Below are 18,993 nucleotides of genomic sequence, written 5' to 3' on the forward strand. Positions count from 1 at the left end.
TCCCCCATCATTCGGACCCGTCCGGCGTGCCCGCAGACCAGCCCGCGTCGCCCGATGCGGCAGCCGACGCAGCAGCGGAAGCGGCGCCCGCGACGCTCGACGCCGCCGACGTCGCCACGACCCTCCGCGTGCTCGAGACGCTCCACAGCATGGACCGCGACGACCCGCACTACGTCGCGGTGCGGCAGGCGACCGCGAACATGTTCAAGGAGGTCAAGCTCGCGAGCCGCAAGGCGAAGCACGCGCGCATCCAGGCCGCCGACCGTGCCGTCGTCGCCGCGACCGCGACCGGCGCCCCCGACCGCATCGACGACGAGACGCGCGGCATCCCGCTCGCGACGCGTGCCGCGGCGCCCACCGCGGGCACGCTCATCAAGTCGCGCGGCTGCTACATCTGCAAGCAGCAGTACACGCTCGTGGACGCCTTCTACCACCAGCTCTGCCCTGCCTGTGCGGCCACGAGCCACGCGAAGCGCGACGCCCGCACCGACCTCACCGGCAAGCGTGCGCTGCTCACCGGCGGCCGGGCGAAGATCGGCATGCACATCGCGCTGCGGCTGCTGCGCGACGGTGCCCACACGACGATCACGACGCGGTTCCCGCGGGATGCGGTGCGCCGCTTCTCGTCGCTCCCCGACTCTGCGGAGTGGCTGCACCGCCTCAAGGTTGTCGGCATCGACCTGCGCGACCCCGCGCAGGTGATCGGGCTCGCCGAGGAAGTCGCTGCCGCAGGTCCGCTCGACATCCTGATCAACAACGCCGCGCAGACCGTCCGCCGCTCCGCGGGCGCCTACGCGCCGCTCGTCGAGGCCGAGCTCGAGCCGCTGCCCGCCGCCGGGCCGAACGGCGGCCCGCTGCCCGAGCTCGTGACCTTCGGGCACACGAACGACGCGCATCCGCTCTCGCTCACCGCATCCGTCGCCGCGCACCCGGTGCTCGCGAGCACCGCCCGCACCGCCGACGAGCTCACCGCCGAGGCGATGGCGGCGGGCTCGAGCTCGCTCGAGCGGCTCGCGGCCGGCACCGCGATCGACGCCGGCGGACTCGTGCCCGACGAGGAGCACGTCAACTCGTGGACGCAGCACGTCGACCAGGTCGAGCCGCTCGAGATGCTCGAGGTGCAGCTCGCCAACATGACGGCGCCGTTCCTGCTGGTCTCGCGACTGCGGCCGTCGCTCGCCGCGTCGAGCGCCCGGCGCACCTACGTCGTGAACGTGTCGGCGATGGAGGGCGTCTTCGGCCGCGGCTACAAGGGCCCCGGCCACCCGCACACGAACATGGCGAAGGCCGCGCTCAACATGCTCACCCGCACGAGCGCACGCGAGATGTTCGAGAGCGACGGCATCCTCATGACCGCCGTCGACACGGGCTGGATCACCGACGAGCGGCCGCACTTCACGAAGGTGCGGCTCGCCGAGGAGGGCTTCCACGCCCCGCTCGACCTCGTCGACGGCGCCGCCCGCGTCTACGACCCGATCGTGCGCGGCGAGGCGGGCGAGGACCTCTTCGGCGTCTTCCTCAAGGACTACGCGCCCGGCTCCTGGTGAGCGCAGGTCGTGGTGAGCGCAGGTCCTGGTGACGACGTGACCGCGACTCGATGACGCCCGCCGAGCTGCGGGCGCTGCCGCCCGGCACGCGCGTGGTCGTGCGCTACCGGCTGCACGGCGACTCGCACGGCGCCACGGATGCGCTCGGCGACCTGGTCGCCGTCGGCCCAGCGACGTGCACGGTCGCGACCCGTCGCGGCGAGGTCGTCATCGCGATCGCCGACATCGTGGCGGCGAAGACCGTGCCGCCGGCGCCGGAGCGGCGCCCGCGCTAGCCCCGCGGCGCAATCCACCGCGGGATCCCAGGCGGGCGGGGCTAGCGTGTACCCCGCAGCAGTCCGCGAGCAAGGAGAGCGTCATGTCCCAGTACGACGACCCCAACGCAGCGCGTCGCGCCGACGCCGACGGCGACGGCATCCCCGATCGCGCCGAGACCGAGCGACTCGACGACCGCGCGCAGCGCGACGGAGCGACCGCGTCCGACACCTCGACAGACCGCAGCGCGACGACGCGCGACGCGAGCACGCAGGCCGCGCCCACCGCCGTCGAGCCGAAGCGCGTGACGCTCGACCCCTCGCTCGACTCGCACCAGCGGCAGGGCGTGACCGGTGGCACGTGGATCGCGCTGATCCTCGGCACGCTCATCCTCGTGCTGCTGCTCATCTTCATCCTGCAGAACAACGTGCCCGCCGACTTCGCCTACTTCGGCTTCGCGTTCAACCTGCCGCTGGGCGTCGCGATGCTCTTCGCGGCGATCGCGGGCGTGCTCATCGCCGCGCTGCTCGGCTCGGTGCGCCTCTTCAAGCTGAGCCGTCGCGTGCGCAAGCTCGAGAAGGAGCGCGAGACCATCAAGCGCGCGATCCGCTAGCGCGGGCTCTCGGCGCGGGCCCAGCAGAGTTGCAGAAGATTCGCCTGTCCGGCGGTCGCGCGCGGGAGTAGCGTTCGGCGCACACCGTCGGGGCTGCGGCGGGTCGTGAGCACGACCGGCTCCGGCGCAGAGGGAGCCGTCATGATCCTGGTCTGCGGAGCCACGGGGCTGCTGGGCAGCCGGATCGTCGAGCACCTCGTCGAGGCGGAGCAGGCCGTGCGGGCGTTCGTCCGCCCCGACACGGATGCGTCGGCCCTGCAGGCATCCGGCGTCACGATCGCGCGCGGCGACCTCCGCGGCCCGACGAGCGTGCGCGCCGCGCTCGCGGGCGTCGACACCGTCGTCACCTCTGCGAACGCGGTCAGCCGCATCCTCGACGGCGACAAGGACCTCACGATCGCGGATGTCGACCTCGCCGGCAACCTCGACCTCATCCGGGCGGCGAGCGAGGCGGGCGTGCGGCGGTTCGTGTTCGTCTCGGCGGCCGGGATGGGCCGGGGGCTCGAGCGCCTCGCGCCGCTCACCGAGGCGAAGTGGCACGCCGAGCAGGCGCTTGCGGCGTCGCCGATGCGGAGCGTCGTGGTGCGCAGCGACATGCTCATGGAGATCTGGCTCGAGCCGCTCTCGGGCATCGACCCGGGCAACGGCAAGGCGGTCGTCTACGGGCGCGGGCAGGCTGCGCACCGCTACATCGCGGCCGACGACCTCGCGGCGCTCTGCGCGCACCTCGCGACCGTCGACGACCCGCCTCGTGTGGTCGAGGTGGGCGGGCCGGAGGCGCTCACCCGCAACGAGGTCGTGGCAGCGTTCGCCGCGGCGGCCGGGCGGGAGCTGCGCGTGCGGCACGTGCCACGCGGGGTGCTCGACCTCGCGTCGCGGGCATTGTGGAACATGAAGCCCGCGCTCGCGTCGATGCTCGCGATGGCGCTCTTCAGCGACACCCACCCGAGCACGGCGGACGACGCACCGCTGCGCGCGGCCGGCATCGAGCCGCGCACGGCCTCCGACTACATCCGCGCATCCGTCGACGTCCGCTGACCGCCCTCCGCCTCGCCCGCTGCGCAGGATCTCAACGGAGCGGGTGGTCGCGCGAGGGCACTATCGCCTCCTGCTACCAATCGCTCCGTTGAGATCGACAGCGCTCGGTCGTGAGCGGGCGAGCGGACCGGTCGAGCGCCCGAGCGGGCTCGATACGATCGGAGCCCGTCGCCCAGGAGGTCCCTTCGTGCCCGCAGCATCCGCGTCCGACACCGCCCGCGCCCACGCCGACGACCTCGCATCGTTCGTCGACGCGTCGCCGTCGAGCTACCACGCGGCCGCCGAGGTCGCCCGGCGCCTGCAGGACGCCGGCTTCGCGGCGCTCGACGAGGCGGATGCGTGGCCCGAGGCCGCCGGCCGCTACCTGGTGGTGCGCGACGGCGCCGTCATCGCGTGGATCGTGCCCGCATCCGCGAGCGCCACGACGCCCGTGCGGGTGTTCGGCGCGCACAGCGACTCCCCCGGATTCAAGCTCAAGCCGCAGCCGTCCACCGGCCGGCTCGGCTGGCTGCAGGCGGGCGTCGAGGTCTACGGCGGCCCGCTGCTCAACTCGTGGCTCGACCGCGAGCTGCGCCTCGCCGGCCGGCTGGTGCTCGACGACGGCAGCCACGTGCTCGCCGACTCCGGGCCGCTGCTCCGGCTCCCGCAGCTGGCCATCCACCTCGACCGCGGCGCCAACGACGGGCTGACACTCGACAAGCAGGCGCACACGCAGCCGGTCTGGGGGCTCGGCTCGCCCGAGTCGGCGGACCTGCTGGCCGAGGTCGCCGCGTCGAGTGGCGTCGACGCCGCCCGCATCCGTGGCTTCGACCTCGTCACGGCCGACAGCGCCCGCGGCGCGGTGTTCGGCAAGGACGACGCCTTCTTCGCCGCCGGGCGGCTCGACGACCTCGCGAGCGTGCACGCCGGCACGGTCGCGCTCGCCACGGCCGCCGATGGCTTCGACGCCGCGCACATCCCGGTGCTCGCGGTGTTCGACCACGAGGAGATCGGCTCGGCGACCCGCTCCGGCGCGGCCGGCCCGTTCCTCGAGGACGTCCTCGAGCGCATCGGCCTCGCGCTCGGCGCGAGCCGTGAGGAGCGGATGCGCGCGCTCGCGGCGTCGTGGTGCGTCTCGAGCGACGTCGGCCACTCGGTGCATCCGAACTACGCCGAGAAGCACGACCCGCGGGTGCGGCCGGTGCTCGGCTCCGGCCCGATCCTGAAGATCAACGCGAACCAGCGCTACGCGACCGACGGCGCGGGTGCCGCCGCGTGGCAGGCGTGGTGCGACGAGGCCGGCGTGACGAGCCAGCCGTTCGTCTCGAACAACGCGGTGCCGTGCGGCTCTACGATCGGGCCGATCACGGCGACGCGGCTCGGCATCCGCACGGTCGACGTCGGCATCCCGATCCTGTCGATGCACTCGGCCCGCGAGCTCGCGGGCGTGAGCGACCTCCACGACCTCGCCAAGGTCGCCGGCACGTTCTTCACTGCGGCGGACTGACCGCCGGACCACGGGAGCGAGCGGCGGATGCGGGTCGACTACATCCTCCCGCTGCGGTGGGACGCCGACACGTCGCGGCGCGAGCTGGAGGAGCTGACCGCCTACCTCGCACGCCTGCGCGCGTGGGCGAATGTCGTGGTCGTCGATGGCTCCGACGCGCCCGTGTTCGCCGAGCATGATGCGGCGTGGTCTGGGCTGGTGCGCCACATCCCGCCGGAGGGGCCGCCATGCCCGAACGGCAAGGTGGCGGGGGTGCTGACCGGCATCCGCGCGACGCGGCGAGACCGCATCGTGATCGCCGACGACGACGTCCGCTACGACGAGCGCGGGCTCGCGGAGGTGGTCCGCCGGCTGGACCGCGCCGGCATCGTCATGCCGCAGAACCACTTCCGGCCGCTGCCCTGGCACGCGCGGTGGGACACGGCGAGGTCGCTGCTCAACCGCGCGATCGGCGCCGACTACGCCGGCACGGTCGCGGTGCGGCGAGCGCTCGCGGCCGGCGGCTACCGCGGCGACGTGCTGTTCGAGAACCTCGAGCTGCTGCGCATGGTCGCGGCGCGCGGCGGGACGGTCGAGCGGGCGCGGGACCTCTTCGTCGAACGCCGGCCGCCGAGTGCACGGCACTTCCGGTCGCAGCGCGGGCGGCAGGCGTACGACTCGCAGGCGCAGCCCTGGCGGCTCACGGCCGAGCTCGCGCTGCTGCCCGCCCTGCTGCTGCAGGCCAGGGCGCCGCGCGCCTACCTCGCCTGGGCGGTTGCCGCCGTCGCCATCGCCGAGCGCGGACGACGCGTCGCCGGCGGTCGGCGGGTGTACGCGCCGACCGCCGCGCTGTGGGCGCCGGCGTGGGTGGCCGAGCGGGCGGTCACGGCGTGGATCGCGCTCGCCTGGCGCGCGGCCGGAGGGGTGCCGTATGCCGGCGGTCGGCTGCGCTACGCGGCGTCGTCGAGGCGGGCGCTGCGTCGGGCCGAGCACTCCGGCACACCCGGAGCCGATCGACCCGTCTGCTGACCGCGCTGCTCAGCCGACCTGCAGCGCCGCCGCATCCTGCCGCCGCACGATCTCTTCGATCCAGATCGGCGCGAACGGCGACGTGCAGTTCGGCGGCGTCGGGTAGTCCTTCAGCACCTCGAGCCGCTCGCCGATCGCGATCGCCCGCGCGCGGTGCTCGGGGTGCGCGATGCCGATCGTCGCGAGGCACGTGTTCATCGCCCACTGCAGCCGGTCGGGCGCCTCGCGCATCTCGGCCTCGATCGTGTCGAGCAGCCCGTCGAGGTCGAGCCCCTCTGGTCGCTTGGCGACCCGCTCGCTCGTCAGCGCCCATCCGGCGCTCGCGACCACCGGATCCGCGTCGTCGACCCACCGCAGCCGCAGCGCCTCGGCCTCCGGGTGCTTCTTCACGACGTAGTTCACGAGCCAGTCGTGCACCTTCGGCGCGCGCGCCTCGCGCAGCATGCGGTCGAGCTCGTCGCGCGAGTAGGCCTTCGGCCGGCAGATGAGCAGCGCGAGCAGCCGCGCGGCGGTCTCGTCTGTCGCCCACAGCGCGACCGCGAGCTCATGCTGCGTCTTCAACCGCTTCGCGATCGCGCGCAGCTTGCCGAGGTTGACGCCGTGGTCGTCGCCGTGGCGCTCGTTCACCTCGCGAGCGCGCGGGTCGTCGAGCGCGGCGAGCTCCGCCAGCAGGTCCGGCACGGTCTCCGACATCACGACCTCCTCGTGTCCCGCTCAGCCTAGGAGCGCATGCGGCTGCGACGCTCGGGCACGCGCGGCACCGTCCGCGCCGCGCGGTCGTCGTCGCTCATCACGGCGAAGACGCGCACGTCGGCGCCCGCCGGGAAGTACGATCGGCGGCGACGCTCGAGGCCGAGCACGTACCACCACGGCGGTCGCATCGCGCCCTTCGAGCGGTTGTGGCCGCGGCACAGCGCCTGCCCGTTGCTCTCGACCGTGGGGCCGCCGCGCGACCAGGGGAAGACGTGATCGACCTCGGTGGCGGGCGCATCGCACCGGCCCCAGGCGATGAAGGCGGCGCTCTCGCATCGCCTGGCGGCCCGCTCCATCACGGTCGCCCTGGGGCCGAACCGGAAGGTGCGCCACGGATCGCGACGAGCGAAGCCCGGGCCCCGTCCGGGCATCGGGAATCGCAGCACCGCGACGGCGACGAGCAGCGGAACGAGCCACGGCAGGGCCGGCTGCAGCATCGCGAGCGCGCCCTCGAGCGCGCGCAGTAGGACGTCCATGGAGCACCTCCGTCACGGGTGCTCGGCCGCCAGCCGAACAGCTCCGTGCCTCGATTCTGCACGAAGATGAGGCTTGCTCGCGCGACCTACCGGTTCCGCTCCGACTGCCTGCTGCGGTCGGGCCCGCCGACCTCCTCCGGCAGCTCGTCGATCGGCACGAGCACGATGTCCTGCACCTTCCAGTCCAGGTCGATGCAGCCGTCGCGCGCGTCGAGCAGCTCGGTCAGCGTCGGCATCATGCCTCGGTGCGGCACGACGAACGCCTCGACGTGGAACACGTGCCCCTGGTCGCGCACCCGGGAGCCTGCCCGCGCGACCCACGGCAGGCTCTCGAGGTAGGCGTCGACCTTGGCCGCATCCGGATGCGGCCGGCCGTCGTCGAAGGTGGTCGCGCGGGTGTCCATGAGGTCGGTGATGGCCGCCTTCATGTTCTTGAAGCCGTCCGAGAGGATGCTCGCGGCGATGAAGAGCGCGGCCGCCGCGTCGGTCCACCAGAGGCCGAGCCCGATGCCTGCGACGCCCACGATCGAGCCAGCCGCGGTCATCCAGTCGGCCTTGTTCATGTCGGCGTCGGCGTAGAGCACCTTGTCGTGCAGCTCCTCGGCGAGCCGCATCTTGACCCGGCCGAAGTAGATCGGCAGCGGGATGGTGAGCGCCATCGCGCCCATCATCAGCCAGCCGAGCCAGACGGTCTGCCCGAAGAGCACGACCGAGCCGATCGGCGGATGCTCGGCGGTGATGAGGCCCGTCGCCGAGTCGTAGATGAGGAACGCGCCCATGGTGAAGAGCGCGACCCCGGCGACGAGGTGCGCGACGCCGACGGACCGGTGGTAGCCGTAGGGGTACTTCGGGTTCGGCGTCTTGTTCACGAGCCGCACCGCGAGCAGGAACGCGATCGGCGGGGCGAGCGAGAGCAGGTCTTCGATCCAGGCGGCCTTCATCGCCTGCGAGCTGCCCATCACGAGGTAGACCATCGTGATCGCGACCGCGAGGAACGCGAGCGTGCCCCACTCGAACCGGATGGCCTTGCGCAGCGCCTTCGCCTGACGCTCGGGCAGCTCGGTGCGGCCGAAGCGCGGGTTCACGAGACGGCCTGCTCGTCGAGGAAGGTCTCGAGCGCGACGAGGAAGGCGTTCTCGCCGAGCGGCGCGAGCATCACGTGCTTGTCGTTCCCCTCGGCGGTGCCGGCCTCGACGTAGGGGCGGGTGGAGGCGCCGAACTCCGTCCAGGGCGTGTCCTCGACGAAGCCGCCGATGACGAGGTCGAGCTCGCCCGCCTCGAGCGCCTCCGCGAGCGTCGCCTCGCTGCCCGGGGTCCACTCGACCTCCGCGTCGAGCCGCTCGGCGAACTCGAGGATGAGCGCAGGCTCGGTGCCAGAGGGGTCGCCGCCGTCGCTCAGCTCGACCCACGGCGCGTTCTCGGTGACGCCAACGCGCAGGACCCCGCCCTGGACGCGCTCGAGCGTGCCGTCGGGGTCCGCGGGCACGGTCGCGCATCCCGTCAGCACCGTCACCGCCAGGGCGATCGCGCCCGTCGACCTCAGGAACCTCCCCATGCGGCCGACCATAGCGAAGCAGCATCCAGCCGCCCTGCGTGTTTCACGCGGGACTGCCTAGTGCCCGCGGGAGCCTCGGAGCGGCGAGCCCGAGGCCGCTAGCTCCCGGTCGAGTCGGCCGCGCCGTAGTCGACTGCCGACCACTTCCGCGGACGGATCACGAACGCGACGAAGCCCTCCCGCTCCGCGTACGGCTCCCCCGTGTACTTCACGGAGAGCCGATCGACGATCGCCATGCCCTCCTCGCCGTCGATGCGAGCCGTGACCTCGCCGCGCACCGTGGCCATCACGTAGGCGTCGTCCGGTGCGGTGATCGAGACGGCGACGCGAGGATCGCGGCCGATGTTCCGGTCCTTGCGCGAGCCGGCGATCGTGAAGAACACCAGCTCGTCGTCGCCGTGCCGGTCGATCCACAGCGGCACGACCTGCGGCGCGCCGTCCGGCTGGAGCGTCGCGAGGTGCGCGACGGCCGTCGTCGAGAAGTGGTGGGCGATGTCGGTCCATGCCTGCATCGGATGCGGTCCCCTCGTCAGCGCGCGGCCCGTCCCGCCCGCGCCAGTCAGGCTAGCGAGCGCGCCTCGGCCGGACGTGGAAGCCTCCCCGCCATCCGCAGCGGTGACTAGGGTCGAGCCAGCACCTGCGAGGGAGACATCCGATGGCCTGGAGCACGCGCCAGCTCGCCGACCTCACCGGCACGACCGTCAACACGGTGCGGCACTACCACCGGCTCGGGCTGCTCGAGCTGCCGGAGCGCACCGTCAACGGCTACAAGCAGTACGGCGTGCAGCACGTGGTGCGGCTGCTGCGCATCCGGCGCCTCGTCGAGCTCGGTGTCCCGCTCGCGCAGATCTCGGGGATCAGCAGCGAGGTCGAGCGCACGCCTGAGGCACTGCTCGCAGTCGACGCGCACCTCGCCGAGCAGATCGAGCAGCTGCAGCGGGCGCGCCAGGACATCGCGGCCATCCTCGCCGGCAACGGGCCCGCTGACGGCCCGCGCGGCTTCGAGTCGGTCTCGGCACAGCTGTCATCCGCCGACAGCTCGATGCTCCATCTCTACGCGCAGCTGTACGACGAGGACGCCATCGCGGATCTGCGCCGCATGGTCGAGGCGGAGGTCGGTGACAGCGCGGAGGCGGCGTTCAACGCGCTGGGGCCGGATGCCGACGACGCGACCCGCCAGCGCGTCGCCGAGGCGCTCGCCCCGGCCATGGAGCAGCACATGCGCGACTACCCCTGGGTGCTCGATCCCGTCGCTCGGTCGCGGCACAGCGCCGAGGCGACGACGGAGGCCTTCGTCAGCGCCGTCGTCGAGCTCTACAACCCGGCGCAGCTCGACGTGCTCGCCCGCAGCGACGCGATCGCGCGATCGCGGTTGCAGCAGGCCGACCCGGCCGACGACGACGCGGAGGACGAGCCCGGCTCCTGAACCCCGCCTGCGCCTCGCTCACCGCCCTGCGCCTCGCTCACCTGTCTCCGACAGGGTCGAGCGCTCGCCCGCGGGCCCACCGCCGCGGGCGCGCTTGACCCTGTGGTGGGAACACAGTGCCTACTGGGTTCAGCGCCGAGATCTCGGCGCCTGATCTCACTCAAGGAGCACCGTGAACCCGATCGAAGACCTCGTCATCGGCTTCCAGGAGCTCGTGGCCGCTGTGCCCGAGCTGCTGCAGCCCTTCATCGTCATGCTCGCCGGCATGATCCCCTTCATCGAGGGTGAGGGCGGTTCGCCGATCGGCATCGTCGGCGGCATCCATCCGATCGTGGCGGGCATCGCCGCCGCGACCGGCAACCTCCTCGCCGTGCTCGCCGTCGTCATGCTCACCTCCCGCACGCGGGAGACCCTGACGGCGCGGCGCGGCGCTCGATCCGGCGCCACGTTCGCCGGCGGCGAGGCTGGCGCCGTCATGACCCTGGAGGACGACCAGCCCGCCGGGCCGGCGAAGCCGGAATCGAAGGGCAAGCAGCGCCTGAAGCGCTGGCTCGTGCGCTTCGGCGTGCCGGGCGCGAGCCTGCTCGGGCCGCTCGCGATCCCGACGCACTTCACCGCCGCGACGCTCGTCGCCTCCGGCGTGCCCCGCGGCTGGGTGCTGCTGTGGCAGGCCATCGCGATCGTGCTGTGGACCACGCTCACCACCGTCGCCGCCTGGCTCGCCGTCTCGGCGCTGCTGGCCTGACGCATCCACACCGACCCCGAGAGGAACTCGTGTGCGCCCATCGAACGACCAGGATCAGCCTGCCGACCCGACCCTCGCCGAAGACCTGATGCTGCTGCTGTTCCAGCCAGGATCCGGAAGGCGTTCCGGCACCGGCCACATCGCCGGCGAGGGCACGCTCTTCTACGCCCTCGCGGGCGCGGTGCTGGCCGAGCTCGCGCTCGGCGACCACGTGCGCGCAGACGAGTCGACGCGAGCCGCACGCGTCGGTGCGGTGGCCGCCAACCCTCCGGTGGACGTGCTGCTGCGCACGGCGTGGGAGTACGTGGCGCAGCGGCCGCGCGGCGTCCAGACGGTGCTCGCCGCCATCGGCCCGACCCTGCGCGCACCGGTGCTGGAGCGGCTCATCGAGCACGGCGACATCAAGCGCGGGCAGCGCAGGTCGCTCGGCCTGTTCACGACGGATGTGCTCCTGGGTGACGGCGGCGACCGTCGCGCCGCGCTACTGGCCGCCGTGCGCGCAGTGCTCGTCGACGGGGCCGATCCGACCCCGCGCTTCGCGGCGCTGACCGCGCTGGTGTCGGCGAGCGGCGTGCTGCCGCAGCTCCACCGCGAGATCCCGTGGGACACCCCGGTGATCGAGCGTGCGAAGCAGCTCGAGCAGGGCGACTGGGGCGCGGATGCCGCCGCGCACGCGGTCGCGCGCACCATGACGGCGATCGTCGTGAACAACGTGGTCGTGGCCGCAGCGGTGCTGCCGCGCGCGTAGCGCCGGCCCCGACGCGTCGACGGTCGCCGGCGATGCGTCCGCCGACCAGGCCGCCCCCGCACGTCAAGCACGCTTGACAGTCAAGGTCGCTTGTCTCTACGCTGGCAGCACCAGTCAAGCGACCTTGACATCGACCGCTCCTCCGGAAGGCATCCCGTGACCAGGTCCTCCTCGTCCCGCACCCCCGCGCGCTTCGGCCGTGCTCGCTTCGGCGGAGGCAGCGCCGCCCTGATCCTGGTCGCGGTGCTCATCGGGGCGGCGCTCGCCGCCGGACTCGGCGTCGGCTTCGCGCTGCTCGGCGAGCCGGGTGCGGCGGGCCTCCGGTTCACCGTGATGGCACTCGTCACTCTGCCCGTCACCTCCGCGCTCGCGTGGGCGGTGCTCGTCGACCGCTCGAGCCTGCCGGATGCGGTGGAGCGCCCCGAGGACTCGGTCGAGTCGGCCTGGTACGACTCCGCAGCCCGCAGCGCCTTCCTCGACGTGTTCGTCACGGTCGGCCTCGCCGCCGCGGTCTTCTCGATCACCCGCGTGCAGGTCGACACCGGCATGCTGCTGCTCGGGCTCTCGGTGCTCATCGCACTGGACTTCGCCGTGCGCTACCTGCTCGCGAAGCGCGCGGGCGCCTGATGCGCAACGCGCTGCCGGAGCGGCGTCAGGCGCGCGGCTGGTCGCAGCAGCGGTTGGCCGACGAGCTGGGCGTCTCCCGCCAGACGGTCATCTCGATCGAGAAGGGTCGCTTCGACCCATCGCTGCCGGTGGCGTTCCGGCTCGCCGCCGTCTTCGAGTGCCGCATCGAGGATCTCTTCTCGCCCGAGTGACGCGCATCCGGCCCCCGGCGCGTTGACGCGCGCTCCCGCAGGTGCGACCGTACCGACATGGCGATGGATCACGACCACGGACAGCACCACGGGGAGCACCATGCGGAGCACCAAGGGGAGCACGTCGCCTCGAGCGAGGTGAGCCACGAGCACGAGCACGCCGGCGCGGGCGGCATCAACCGGATGGCGGCCAGCGCGACGCTCCACTGCCTGACCGGATGCGCGATCGGCGAGATCCTGGGGCTCGTCATCGGCACCGCGATCGGTCTGTCGGCGCTGTGGACCGTCGTGCTCGCGGTGGGCCTCGCGTTCCTCTTCGGCTACGCGCTCTCGACCCTGCCGCTCCTCAAGGCCGGCCTCTCGCTCGGCACAGCCCTGGGCGTCGTGCTCGCTGCGGACACGCTCTCGATCGCGACCATGGAGCTCGTCGACAACGGAGTGATGGCCCTGATCCCTGGCGCGATGGACGCGGGGCTCGTCAATCCCGTCTTCTGGATCGGGATGATGATCGCGCTCACCGTCGCGTTCTTCGCCGCCTATCCCGTCAATCGCGTGCTGCTGCAGCGCGGGAAGGGGCACGCGCTGACCCATCAGTACCACCACGGCGCCCAGCCCGCGGTGGGCGCCCGTCGCTTCATCCCGGACCTGTCGTCCGGCTTCCTCGTCGGCGTCATTGTGAGCTTCATGCTCGGCGGCCTGCTCGTTGCGGCTGCCGCGACGCTCGGCGGCGGGATGGGAGCGCACGGGTAGGCCCACGCCGCAACGAGAAGGGGGAGGGGCATCCGCCCCTCCCCCTTCGTCCGGTCAGCTGATCAGCCGATCGGTGTCGGCTCTGGCTCCGGCTCGATCACGCCCTCGGCCCGCGCGCGGCGCAGGTTCTTGCGCACGATCGGCCAGAAGATGGCGAGCGCGCCGACGGCGATGAAGCTCGTCAGCACCTGCGCGCGTCCCGAATCCGTGCCGAGCATGATGAAGACGATGCCGATCGCCGCCGCGATGAGCAGCACGTTGAGCACCGGGAACATCCACACCTTGAGCGTGAGCGCCGCGCACTGCTCCGGCGTCATCGCGAGGCGCAGGCGCCACTGCGTCACCGCGATGAAGACGAAGACGAAGAGCGCCACGAGGCCGGTGGAGTTCATGATGAAGTCGTAGATGCCGGAGCTCGGCGCGATGAAGTTCACGAGCGTCGCGACCAGGCCGCCAGCGGTGGAGGCGAGCACCGCGAAGACGGGCACGCCCCGCTTCGAGCGCTTCGACATGATCGCCGGGGCGAGCCGCTGCTCCGACAGCGCGGCGAACATCCGCGAGGCCGAGTAGGTGCCCGAGTTCAGCACCGAGATGACGGCGGTGAAGATGACGAGCGTCATGATCGCCTCGGCGCCGGGGATGCCGAGCAGGCTGAAGACGTAGGCGAACGGCGCGATCTCGTCGGGCGTGGGCAGCTGGTTCCACGGCACGACCGTCACGATGATGAGCACCGCGCCGACGTAGAAGAGCATCACGCGCCAGATGACGGTGTTGGCCGCCTGGCGGATGCCCTTCGCCGGGTCCTCCGACTCGGCCGCCGCCATGACGGCGATCTCCGCGCCGAAGTAAGCGAAGAGCACGAGCGCGATCGACGAGATGACGACGCCGAAGCCGTTGGGCATGAAGCCGCCGTGCTCCCAGAGGTTCGGGATCGAGATCGAGGAGCCGGGCCACAGCCCGAACGCGAAGAGCAGGCCGGCGGCGAGGAAGACGACGATCGCGACGACCTTGATGCTCGCCAGCCAGAACTCGGTCTCGCCGAAGGAGCGGAGCGACACGAGGTTGGTGGTGACGAAGATCGCGAGCAGCACGAGCGAGCCGACCCATGCGGGCACGGCGGGGAACCACTCGGCGATCATGCCGCCGCCGACGACGGCCTCGTAGGCGATGACGCCGACCCAGAAGTACCAGTAGAGCCAGCCGACGATGTAGGCCGCCCAGTCGCCGAGGCCGACGCGGGCGTACTCCATGAAGGAGCCGACGGCCGGGCGCGCAGCGGCCATCTCGCCGAGCATCCGCATGGCGAGGAAGACGATCATGCCGCCGGCGAGGTACGAGAGCGTGGCCGCGGGGCCGGCCGCGATGATGATGTTGGCCGAGCCGACGAAGAGGCTCGCGCCGATGATGCCGCCGAGGGCGATCATCGTGACGTGCCGCGACTTCAGCTTCTTGCCGACGATCTGACCGGCGGAGGTCTCCGGCGAGACGGGGTTGTCGTACGGCGAGCTGGCGCTCGAGCCGGTGATGGGGTCGCGTGCCAAGGGATCGCTCCTTCTGATGGGGTGGGCCGCGAGCAGCATCTGCGGCGGCGACACCTGATCGTACATATCTGATCGAGCGTGATCGGCGATACGTCACGAGGCTGAAACATCACGAATGGTGACGATTCCTCCTATTGCGCCAGGTAGCCGCCGTCGACCGGGATGGACGTGCCGGTGATGTAGGCCGCACCCGGGCTCGCCAGGAATGCGACCGTCGCGGCCACATCCTGCGGCGTCGCGATGCGCTGCAGCGGGATCGCCGCGGCCACGCGCTGCTCCGTCGCTGCCGGGTCGTCCTGCTCCGCGACCCACGATTCGTAGAGCGGCGTGCGCGTCATCCCGGGCGCCACGGCGTTCACCCGGATGTCGTGCGGCGCGAGCTCGACGGCAGCCGCGGTCGTGAGCGCGAGCATCGCGCCCTTGCTCGCGCTGTAGACGCTCATCGTCGGCACGCCGATGCTCGCGAGGCGCGACGTGATGTTGATGATCGAGCCGCCGCGGCCGGCGTCGCGCATCGCCCTGCCTGCCGCCTGCAGGCAGGCGATCGCGGCGAAGACGTTGGTCTCGAACGTCGTGCGCACCTCATCGGCGGGGGTGTCGAGCAGCCAGCCGGTGTGGTCGCTGGCGGCGTTGTTGACGAGCACGTCGAGGCGACCCTCGGCGGCGACGGTGGCGGCGACGAGCTCGTCGGCGGCCCCCGGTGCAGTCAGGTCGGCGGCGATGAATCGTGCGCCGATGTCGTCGGCGACCGACTCAGCCCGCTCGCGCGAGCGCCCGCTGATGACGACCCGGAGCCCATCCTCGACGAGCCGGCGGGCGATCTCGACGCCGATGCCCGAGGTCGCGCCGGTGACGAGCGCGACGCGCGACTGCTCTGGTGCTTCGGGGTTGAGCATGCTCTCAGGTTACGTCCGCGCCGCATCGGCATTCAGCCCACACTGAGTACCTCGCCTTCATCGGAGCGCACATGGGCTTCGTCGCTTGAGGACGCGCGACGCCGAAGCCTGCTGGGTTAGCCGATGTCGAATGCGAGTCGTCTGATCCGATCGATGAACTGCGACGACAGCATCCATCCATCCGCCATGGAGGAGAGGTACTGCGCTGCCCCTGCAAGCTGCTGCGCTTTCGTCGCGAACGAAAGCCGGGGCTCTCGCGAGCGCAGCTCTGCCGCAATCTCATCGGCACGTTCCTGCAGGAGCATCTCCTGATGCTCGGATGCGATGCTCGCTTGCTGACGCAGAGCACTCATGAACAAGCGCTCGCTGAAGACACTGTCTAGGTTCTCGCCGTGCGCGGCAAGCACCGCTTTGGCAACCGCTGTTCGCTTGTTCACCGTTGCGAGGCGGAATGTTGGATCCGCAAGTAGCATCTCGCGCAAGCGCGCGGCCTCGCGAACGCGCTCGCGTGACTCCAGCTCGAAGTCTTCCCGTTGCCCATCCCGAGCGCGGATCGCAGCCTCTTCGGCGTCGTCACTGAGTCGGTCGCTCCATCCCGCCGTGCACGACCACACGCAGAGCAGACCGTCCACAGCCCAAGTCAGCCTGACGTCGCTCAGGTCCCCGTCGCGCGCTGCAGCGCGCGCGATGACATCCATGACCTCGTCGTACTCGAGCTCCGACGGCTCGACGAGGAGAGCGGAGTCGAAGGTCGTCGACTCGAGGAACACCATGCGCGCTTGTGCTTGCGCGATCGTCCCGATGACTTGCTCGACACTCACGGCCTCGGCCGTAAAGAAGATGTCGGGGGAGCGAATCGCCGAAGGAACCGCCGGGCTGAGGTTGACGCCAGCCTCCTGGAGCCGTCGCGGTATATCTCCGACGAGAGTTGCTAACTCTTCCGAGGACCTGCCGGAAGGCTCGGGACTGTTCACTCTGCTCCCCACGATGCCGATGCAATGTCGATGGCCTGAGCCTGTCAGTTCCGCCAGCTAGGGCCGAATCGCCCGGCCGCGCATCACTCAGCGCCCAGCTGCCCGGTCAGCCGCTCGCGCATGCCGGTGCTCGCCGCGTTGAGCCCGCGCAGCTCCACCGTCTTCCCGAGTCGCGCGTACTTCGTCTCGATCGCGTCGAGCGCCGCGACGGTGGAGGCGTCCCAGATGTGCGAGCGGGAGAGGTCGATGACGACGTGCGCCGGGTCCTCCGTGTAGGAGAACTGCGTCGTGAGGTCGTTCGACGAGGCCCAGAAGAGCTCACCCTCGACGGCGTAGTGGGCCGCTGCATCCGTCACGGTGCGCGTCACCGTCTGGAAGTGCGCGACCCGGCGGGCGAACAGCACCATCGCGGTGATGACGCCGACGATGACGCCGATCGCGAGGTTGTGCGTGATGACGACGACCACGACGGTGACGACCATGACGAGCGTCTCGGAGACGGGCATCCGCTTGAGCGTGGATGGGCGGATGCTGTGCCAGTCGAAGGTGCTGACGACGACCATGATCATGACCGCGACGAGGGCCGCCATCGGGATGAGCGCGACGACGTCGCCGAGCGCCACGACGAGCACGAGCACGAAGACGCCGGCGAGGAAGGTCGAGACGCGCGAGCGGGCGCCGGAGACCTTCACGTTGATCATCGTCTGGCCGATGACGGCGCAACCGCCCATGCCGCCGAAGACGCCCGAGAGCAGGTTGGCGACGCCCTGGCCCCACGACTCGCGCGTCTTGTTCGAGCGGGTGTCGGTGATGTCGTCGACGAGCTTGGCGGTGAGGAGCGACTCCATGAGGCCGACGAGCGCCATCGCGAACGCGGTCGGCGCGATGATGCTGAGCGTCTCGAGGGTGGGCGGCACCTGCGGCACGAAGAGCTCGGGCAGGCTGCGGGGCAGCTCGCCCTGGTCGCCGACGTCGGGCACCGACCAGCCGAAGACGAGCACGGCGGAGGTCAGCAGCGCGACGGCGATGAGCGGCGACGGCACGACCTTCTGCAGTCGCGGGATGAGCACGATCACCGCGACGCCGACGACGACGAGCGGGTAGACGAGCCACGGCACGCCGAAGAGGTGCGGCAGCTGCGCGATGAGCACGAGGATCGCGAGCGCGTTGACGAAGCCCACCATCACGCTGCGCGGGATGAAGCGCATGAGCCGGGCGACGCCGAGGAGCGCCAGCACGATCTGCATGACGCCGGCGAGCAGCACGGTGGCGATGAAGTAGTCGAAGCCGTGGTCGCGCATGATCGGCGCGATCACGAGGGCGACGGCACCGGTGGCGGCGCTGATCATGGCGGGGCGGCCGCCGACGAACGCGATCGTCACTGCCATCACGAAGCTCGAGAAGAGCCCGACGCGCGGGTCGACGCCGGCGATGATCGAGAACGAGATCGCCTCGGGGATGAGCGCGAGCGCGACGACGAGCCCGGCGAGCGCCTCGCGCGTCAGCAGCCGCGGGCTCTTGAGGACGGTCAGCACGGACGGGTCGTCGCGGTAGCGCTCGCGCGTCGGGGCTGTGGTGGCCATGGAGGCTCCTCGGGAAGGCTCGCGGGCATCCCGCGGCGAGGGGAAGTGTGGGGCGCGGCTTCGCGCGGGCGCGTCCATCGCAGGAGCGAGGGGACGGCGGCGGTCGAGACGTCGACCACGGACGACTCTACCCTAACGTCACGGTAGAGTTGGCGGCGATGGAAGGGCGGACGACATGATGCACATCGGCGAGCTGGCCGAGCGCGTCGGGCTGTCGCTGCGCTCCCTCCGCCACTGGGACGACGTCGGGCTCGTGCACGCGTCCGGCCGCACGGACGGAGGCTTCCGCCTCTACACCGAGGCCGATGAGGAGCGCGTGCGGCTCATCATGCGCATGAAGCCGTTCGGCTTCTCGCTCGAGGAGCTCGCGGAGCTGGCCGATGCGATCGAGGGCTCCCCGGCCGACCCGCTCGCGGCACTGCCCGCGGAGCGCGCCGAGTGGTTCCGCACCCAGATGCATGAGCGACGCGCGAAGCTCGCCCGTCAGCTTGCCGATGCCGACGCGCTGCTGGCGCGCGTCGGGCCTTTTACCCCTCCCGCTGATTGAGCCGCTCCCGCCCACGTCAGCCGTACGAGCCGCACCTCGAGTCCGTGGGCGGTCGCGAGTTCGGCGAGCACCTCCCTGACAACCTCGCTGCGTCGTAGGCATGGCGACTGCAGCGCCTCCCTGAGCTTCTCGGGCGACCTGGACAGCTGATGCAAACCCGGTCGCACGCCGACCTCCGGCCGCGGCATAGCAGCGTCGCGCATCACGAACGCACACGGCAACTGCCGAACGAGC

General features: G+C 71.5%; 22 protein-coding genes. 13 read left to right on the plus strand and 9 right to left on the minus strand.

Annotation, left to right across the window (positions count from 1 at the left end; all coding sequences use genetic code 11):
- The first annotated feature begins 26 nt into the window (after window positions 1-26).
- The 6 genes from EDD26_RS03375 to EDD26_RS03400 all read left to right on the plus strand — a co-directional run bounded on the left by EDD26_RS03375 (window position 27) and on the right by EDD26_RS03400 (window position 5,947).
- Window positions 27-1,547, plus strand: a complete 1,521-nt coding sequence (locus tag EDD26_RS03375) for an SDR family oxidoreductase (RefSeq protein WP_123698423.1) — start codon at window positions 27-29, stop codon at window positions 1,545-1,547.
- Window positions 1,548-1,597: 50 nt separating this feature from the next.
- Window positions 1,598-1,822, plus strand: coding sequence for a putative acetyltransferase (locus EDD26_RS03380; RefSeq protein ID WP_123696411.1), 225 nt, complete (start codon window positions 1,598-1,600; stop codon window positions 1,820-1,822).
- A gap of 83 nt (window positions 1,823-1,905) precedes the next feature.
- Window positions 1,906-2,415, plus strand: coding sequence for a LapA family protein (locus tag EDD26_RS03385; protein ID WP_123696412.1), 510 nt, complete (start codon window positions 1,906-1,908; stop codon window positions 2,413-2,415).
- Between the two features lie 105 nt (window positions 2,416-2,520).
- On the plus strand, window positions 2,521-3,453 hold the full coding sequence (locus tag EDD26_RS03390; RefSeq protein WP_123696413.1) for an SDR family oxidoreductase: 933 nt from the start codon (window positions 2,521-2,523) through the stop codon (window positions 3,451-3,453).
- 187 nt (window positions 3,454-3,640) lie between these two features.
- Complete coding sequence (locus EDD26_RS03395) at window positions 3,641-4,939, plus strand: M18 family aminopeptidase (protein WP_123696414.1); 1,299 nt, start codon at window positions 3,641-3,643, stop codon at window positions 4,937-4,939.
- Between the two features lie 27 nt (window positions 4,940-4,966).
- On the plus strand, window positions 4,967-5,947 hold the full coding sequence (locus EDD26_RS03400) for a glycosyltransferase family 2 protein (protein WP_123696415.1): 981 nt from the start codon (window positions 4,967-4,969) through the stop codon (window positions 5,945-5,947).
- A gap of 9 nt (window positions 5,948-5,956) precedes the next feature.
- On the opposite strand, the gene EDD26_RS03405 is transcribed toward EDD26_RS03400, so the two are convergent.
- The 5 genes from EDD26_RS03405 to EDD26_RS03425 form a co-directional block, all read right to left on the minus strand.
- Complete coding sequence (locus tag EDD26_RS03405) at window positions 5,957-6,640, minus strand: DNA alkylation repair protein (RefSeq protein WP_123696416.1); 684 nt, start codon at window positions 6,638-6,640, stop codon at window positions 5,957-5,959.
- Between the two features lie 26 nt (window positions 6,641-6,666).
- Window positions 6,667-7,176 carry an HNH endonuclease gene (locus EDD26_RS03410; RefSeq protein ID WP_123696417.1) on the minus strand — a complete coding sequence of 170 codons (510 nt, stop codon included), beginning with the start codon at window positions 7,174-7,176 and terminating at the stop codon, window positions 6,667-6,669.
- Between the two features lie 86 nt (window positions 7,177-7,262).
- A complete protein-coding gene (locus EDD26_RS03415; protein WP_123696418.1) occupies window positions 7,263-8,261 on the minus strand; it encodes a cation efflux transmembrane domain-containing protein in 999 nt (332 codons plus the stop codon).
- Complete coding sequence (locus EDD26_RS03420; protein WP_123698424.1) at window positions 8,258-8,731, minus strand: transporter substrate-binding domain-containing protein; 474 nt, start codon at window positions 8,729-8,731, stop codon at window positions 8,258-8,260. The genes EDD26_RS03415 and EDD26_RS03420 overlap by 4 nt, the downstream gene beginning before the upstream one ends.
- 98 nt (window positions 8,732-8,829) lie before the next feature.
- Window positions 8,830-9,243: a TIGR03618 family F420-dependent PPOX class oxidoreductase gene (locus tag EDD26_RS03425; RefSeq protein ID WP_123696419.1), complete on the minus strand. Its 414-nt coding sequence runs from the start codon at window positions 9,241-9,243 to the stop codon at window positions 8,830-8,832.
- A gap of 143 nt (window positions 9,244-9,386) precedes the next feature.
- Between EDD26_RS03425 and EDD26_RS03430 the strand changes: the two genes are divergently transcribed.
- The 6 genes from EDD26_RS03430 (at window position 9,387) to EDD26_RS03455 (ending at window position 13,218) form a co-directional block, all read left to right on the plus strand.
- Window positions 9,387-10,157, plus strand: coding sequence for a MerR family transcriptional regulator (locus EDD26_RS03430; RefSeq protein ID WP_123696420.1), 771 nt, complete (start codon window positions 9,387-9,389; stop codon window positions 10,155-10,157).
- A 172-nt stretch (window positions 10,158-10,329) separates the two neighbouring features.
- Complete coding sequence (locus tag EDD26_RS03435) at window positions 10,330-10,902, plus strand: small multidrug efflux protein (RefSeq protein WP_123696421.1); 573 nt, start codon at window positions 10,330-10,332, stop codon at window positions 10,900-10,902.
- Between the two features lie 31 nt (window positions 10,903-10,933).
- The gene (locus tag EDD26_RS03440) at window positions 10,934-11,650 is read left to right on the plus strand and encodes a GOLPH3/VPS74 family protein (RefSeq protein ID WP_245989731.1); all 717 of its coding nucleotides are present in this window, start codon (window positions 10,934-10,936) and stop codon (window positions 11,648-11,650) included.
- A 156-nt stretch (window positions 11,651-11,806) separates the two neighbouring features.
- Window positions 11,807-12,277: a hypothetical protein gene (locus EDD26_RS03445; RefSeq protein ID WP_123696422.1), complete on the plus strand. Its 471-nt coding sequence runs from the start codon at window positions 11,807-11,809 to the stop codon at window positions 12,275-12,277.
- Window positions 12,277-12,468, plus strand: a complete 192-nt coding sequence (locus EDD26_RS03450) for a helix-turn-helix transcriptional regulator (RefSeq protein ID WP_123696423.1) — start codon at window positions 12,277-12,279, stop codon at window positions 12,466-12,468. The genes EDD26_RS03445 and EDD26_RS03450 overlap by 1 nt, the downstream gene beginning before the upstream one ends.
- A gap of 57 nt (window positions 12,469-12,525) precedes the next feature.
- On the plus strand, window positions 12,526-13,218 hold the full coding sequence (locus tag EDD26_RS03455; protein WP_245989732.1) for a DUF4396 domain-containing protein: 693 nt from the start codon (window positions 12,526-12,528) through the stop codon (window positions 13,216-13,218).
- A gap of 62 nt (window positions 13,219-13,280) precedes the next feature.
- Here the strand turns inward: EDD26_RS03455 and EDD26_RS03460 are convergent, their stop codons facing one another.
- From EDD26_RS03460 to EDD26_RS03475, 4 genes are all read right to left on the minus strand, one after another.
- Entirely contained in the window at window positions 13,281-14,759 is a 1,479-nt protein-coding gene (locus EDD26_RS03460) for an amino acid permease (protein ID WP_245989733.1), read from the minus strand.
- A gap of 131 nt (window positions 14,760-14,890) precedes the next feature.
- Window positions 14,891-15,655, minus strand: a complete 765-nt coding sequence (locus EDD26_RS03465) for an SDR family NAD(P)-dependent oxidoreductase (protein ID WP_123696424.1) — start codon at window positions 15,653-15,655, stop codon at window positions 14,891-14,893.
- A 116-nt stretch (window positions 15,656-15,771) separates the two neighbouring features.
- Entirely contained in the window at window positions 15,772-16,629 is an 858-nt protein-coding gene (locus EDD26_RS03470; RefSeq protein ID WP_148058682.1) for a hypothetical protein, read from the minus strand.
- 83 nt (window positions 16,630-16,712) lie between these two features.
- Complete coding sequence (locus tag EDD26_RS03475) at window positions 16,713-18,212, minus strand: SulP family inorganic anion transporter (protein ID WP_123696426.1); 1,500 nt, start codon at window positions 18,210-18,212, stop codon at window positions 16,713-16,715.
- Between the two features lie 175 nt (window positions 18,213-18,387).
- Here EDD26_RS03475 and EDD26_RS03480 point away from each other — a divergent pair, with 175 nt between their 5' ends.
- Window positions 18,388-18,759 (plus strand): helix-turn-helix domain-containing protein, encoded by a 372-nt coding sequence (locus tag EDD26_RS03480; protein ID WP_123696427.1) that lies wholly within the window; start codon window positions 18,388-18,390, stop codon window positions 18,757-18,759.
- Window positions 18,760-18,993 lie beyond the last annotated feature (234 nt).

The organism is Agrococcus jenensis (assembly GCF_003752465.1).
Lineage (GTDB): Bacteria > Actinomycetota > Actinomycetes > Actinomycetales > Microbacteriaceae > Agrococcus > Agrococcus jenensis.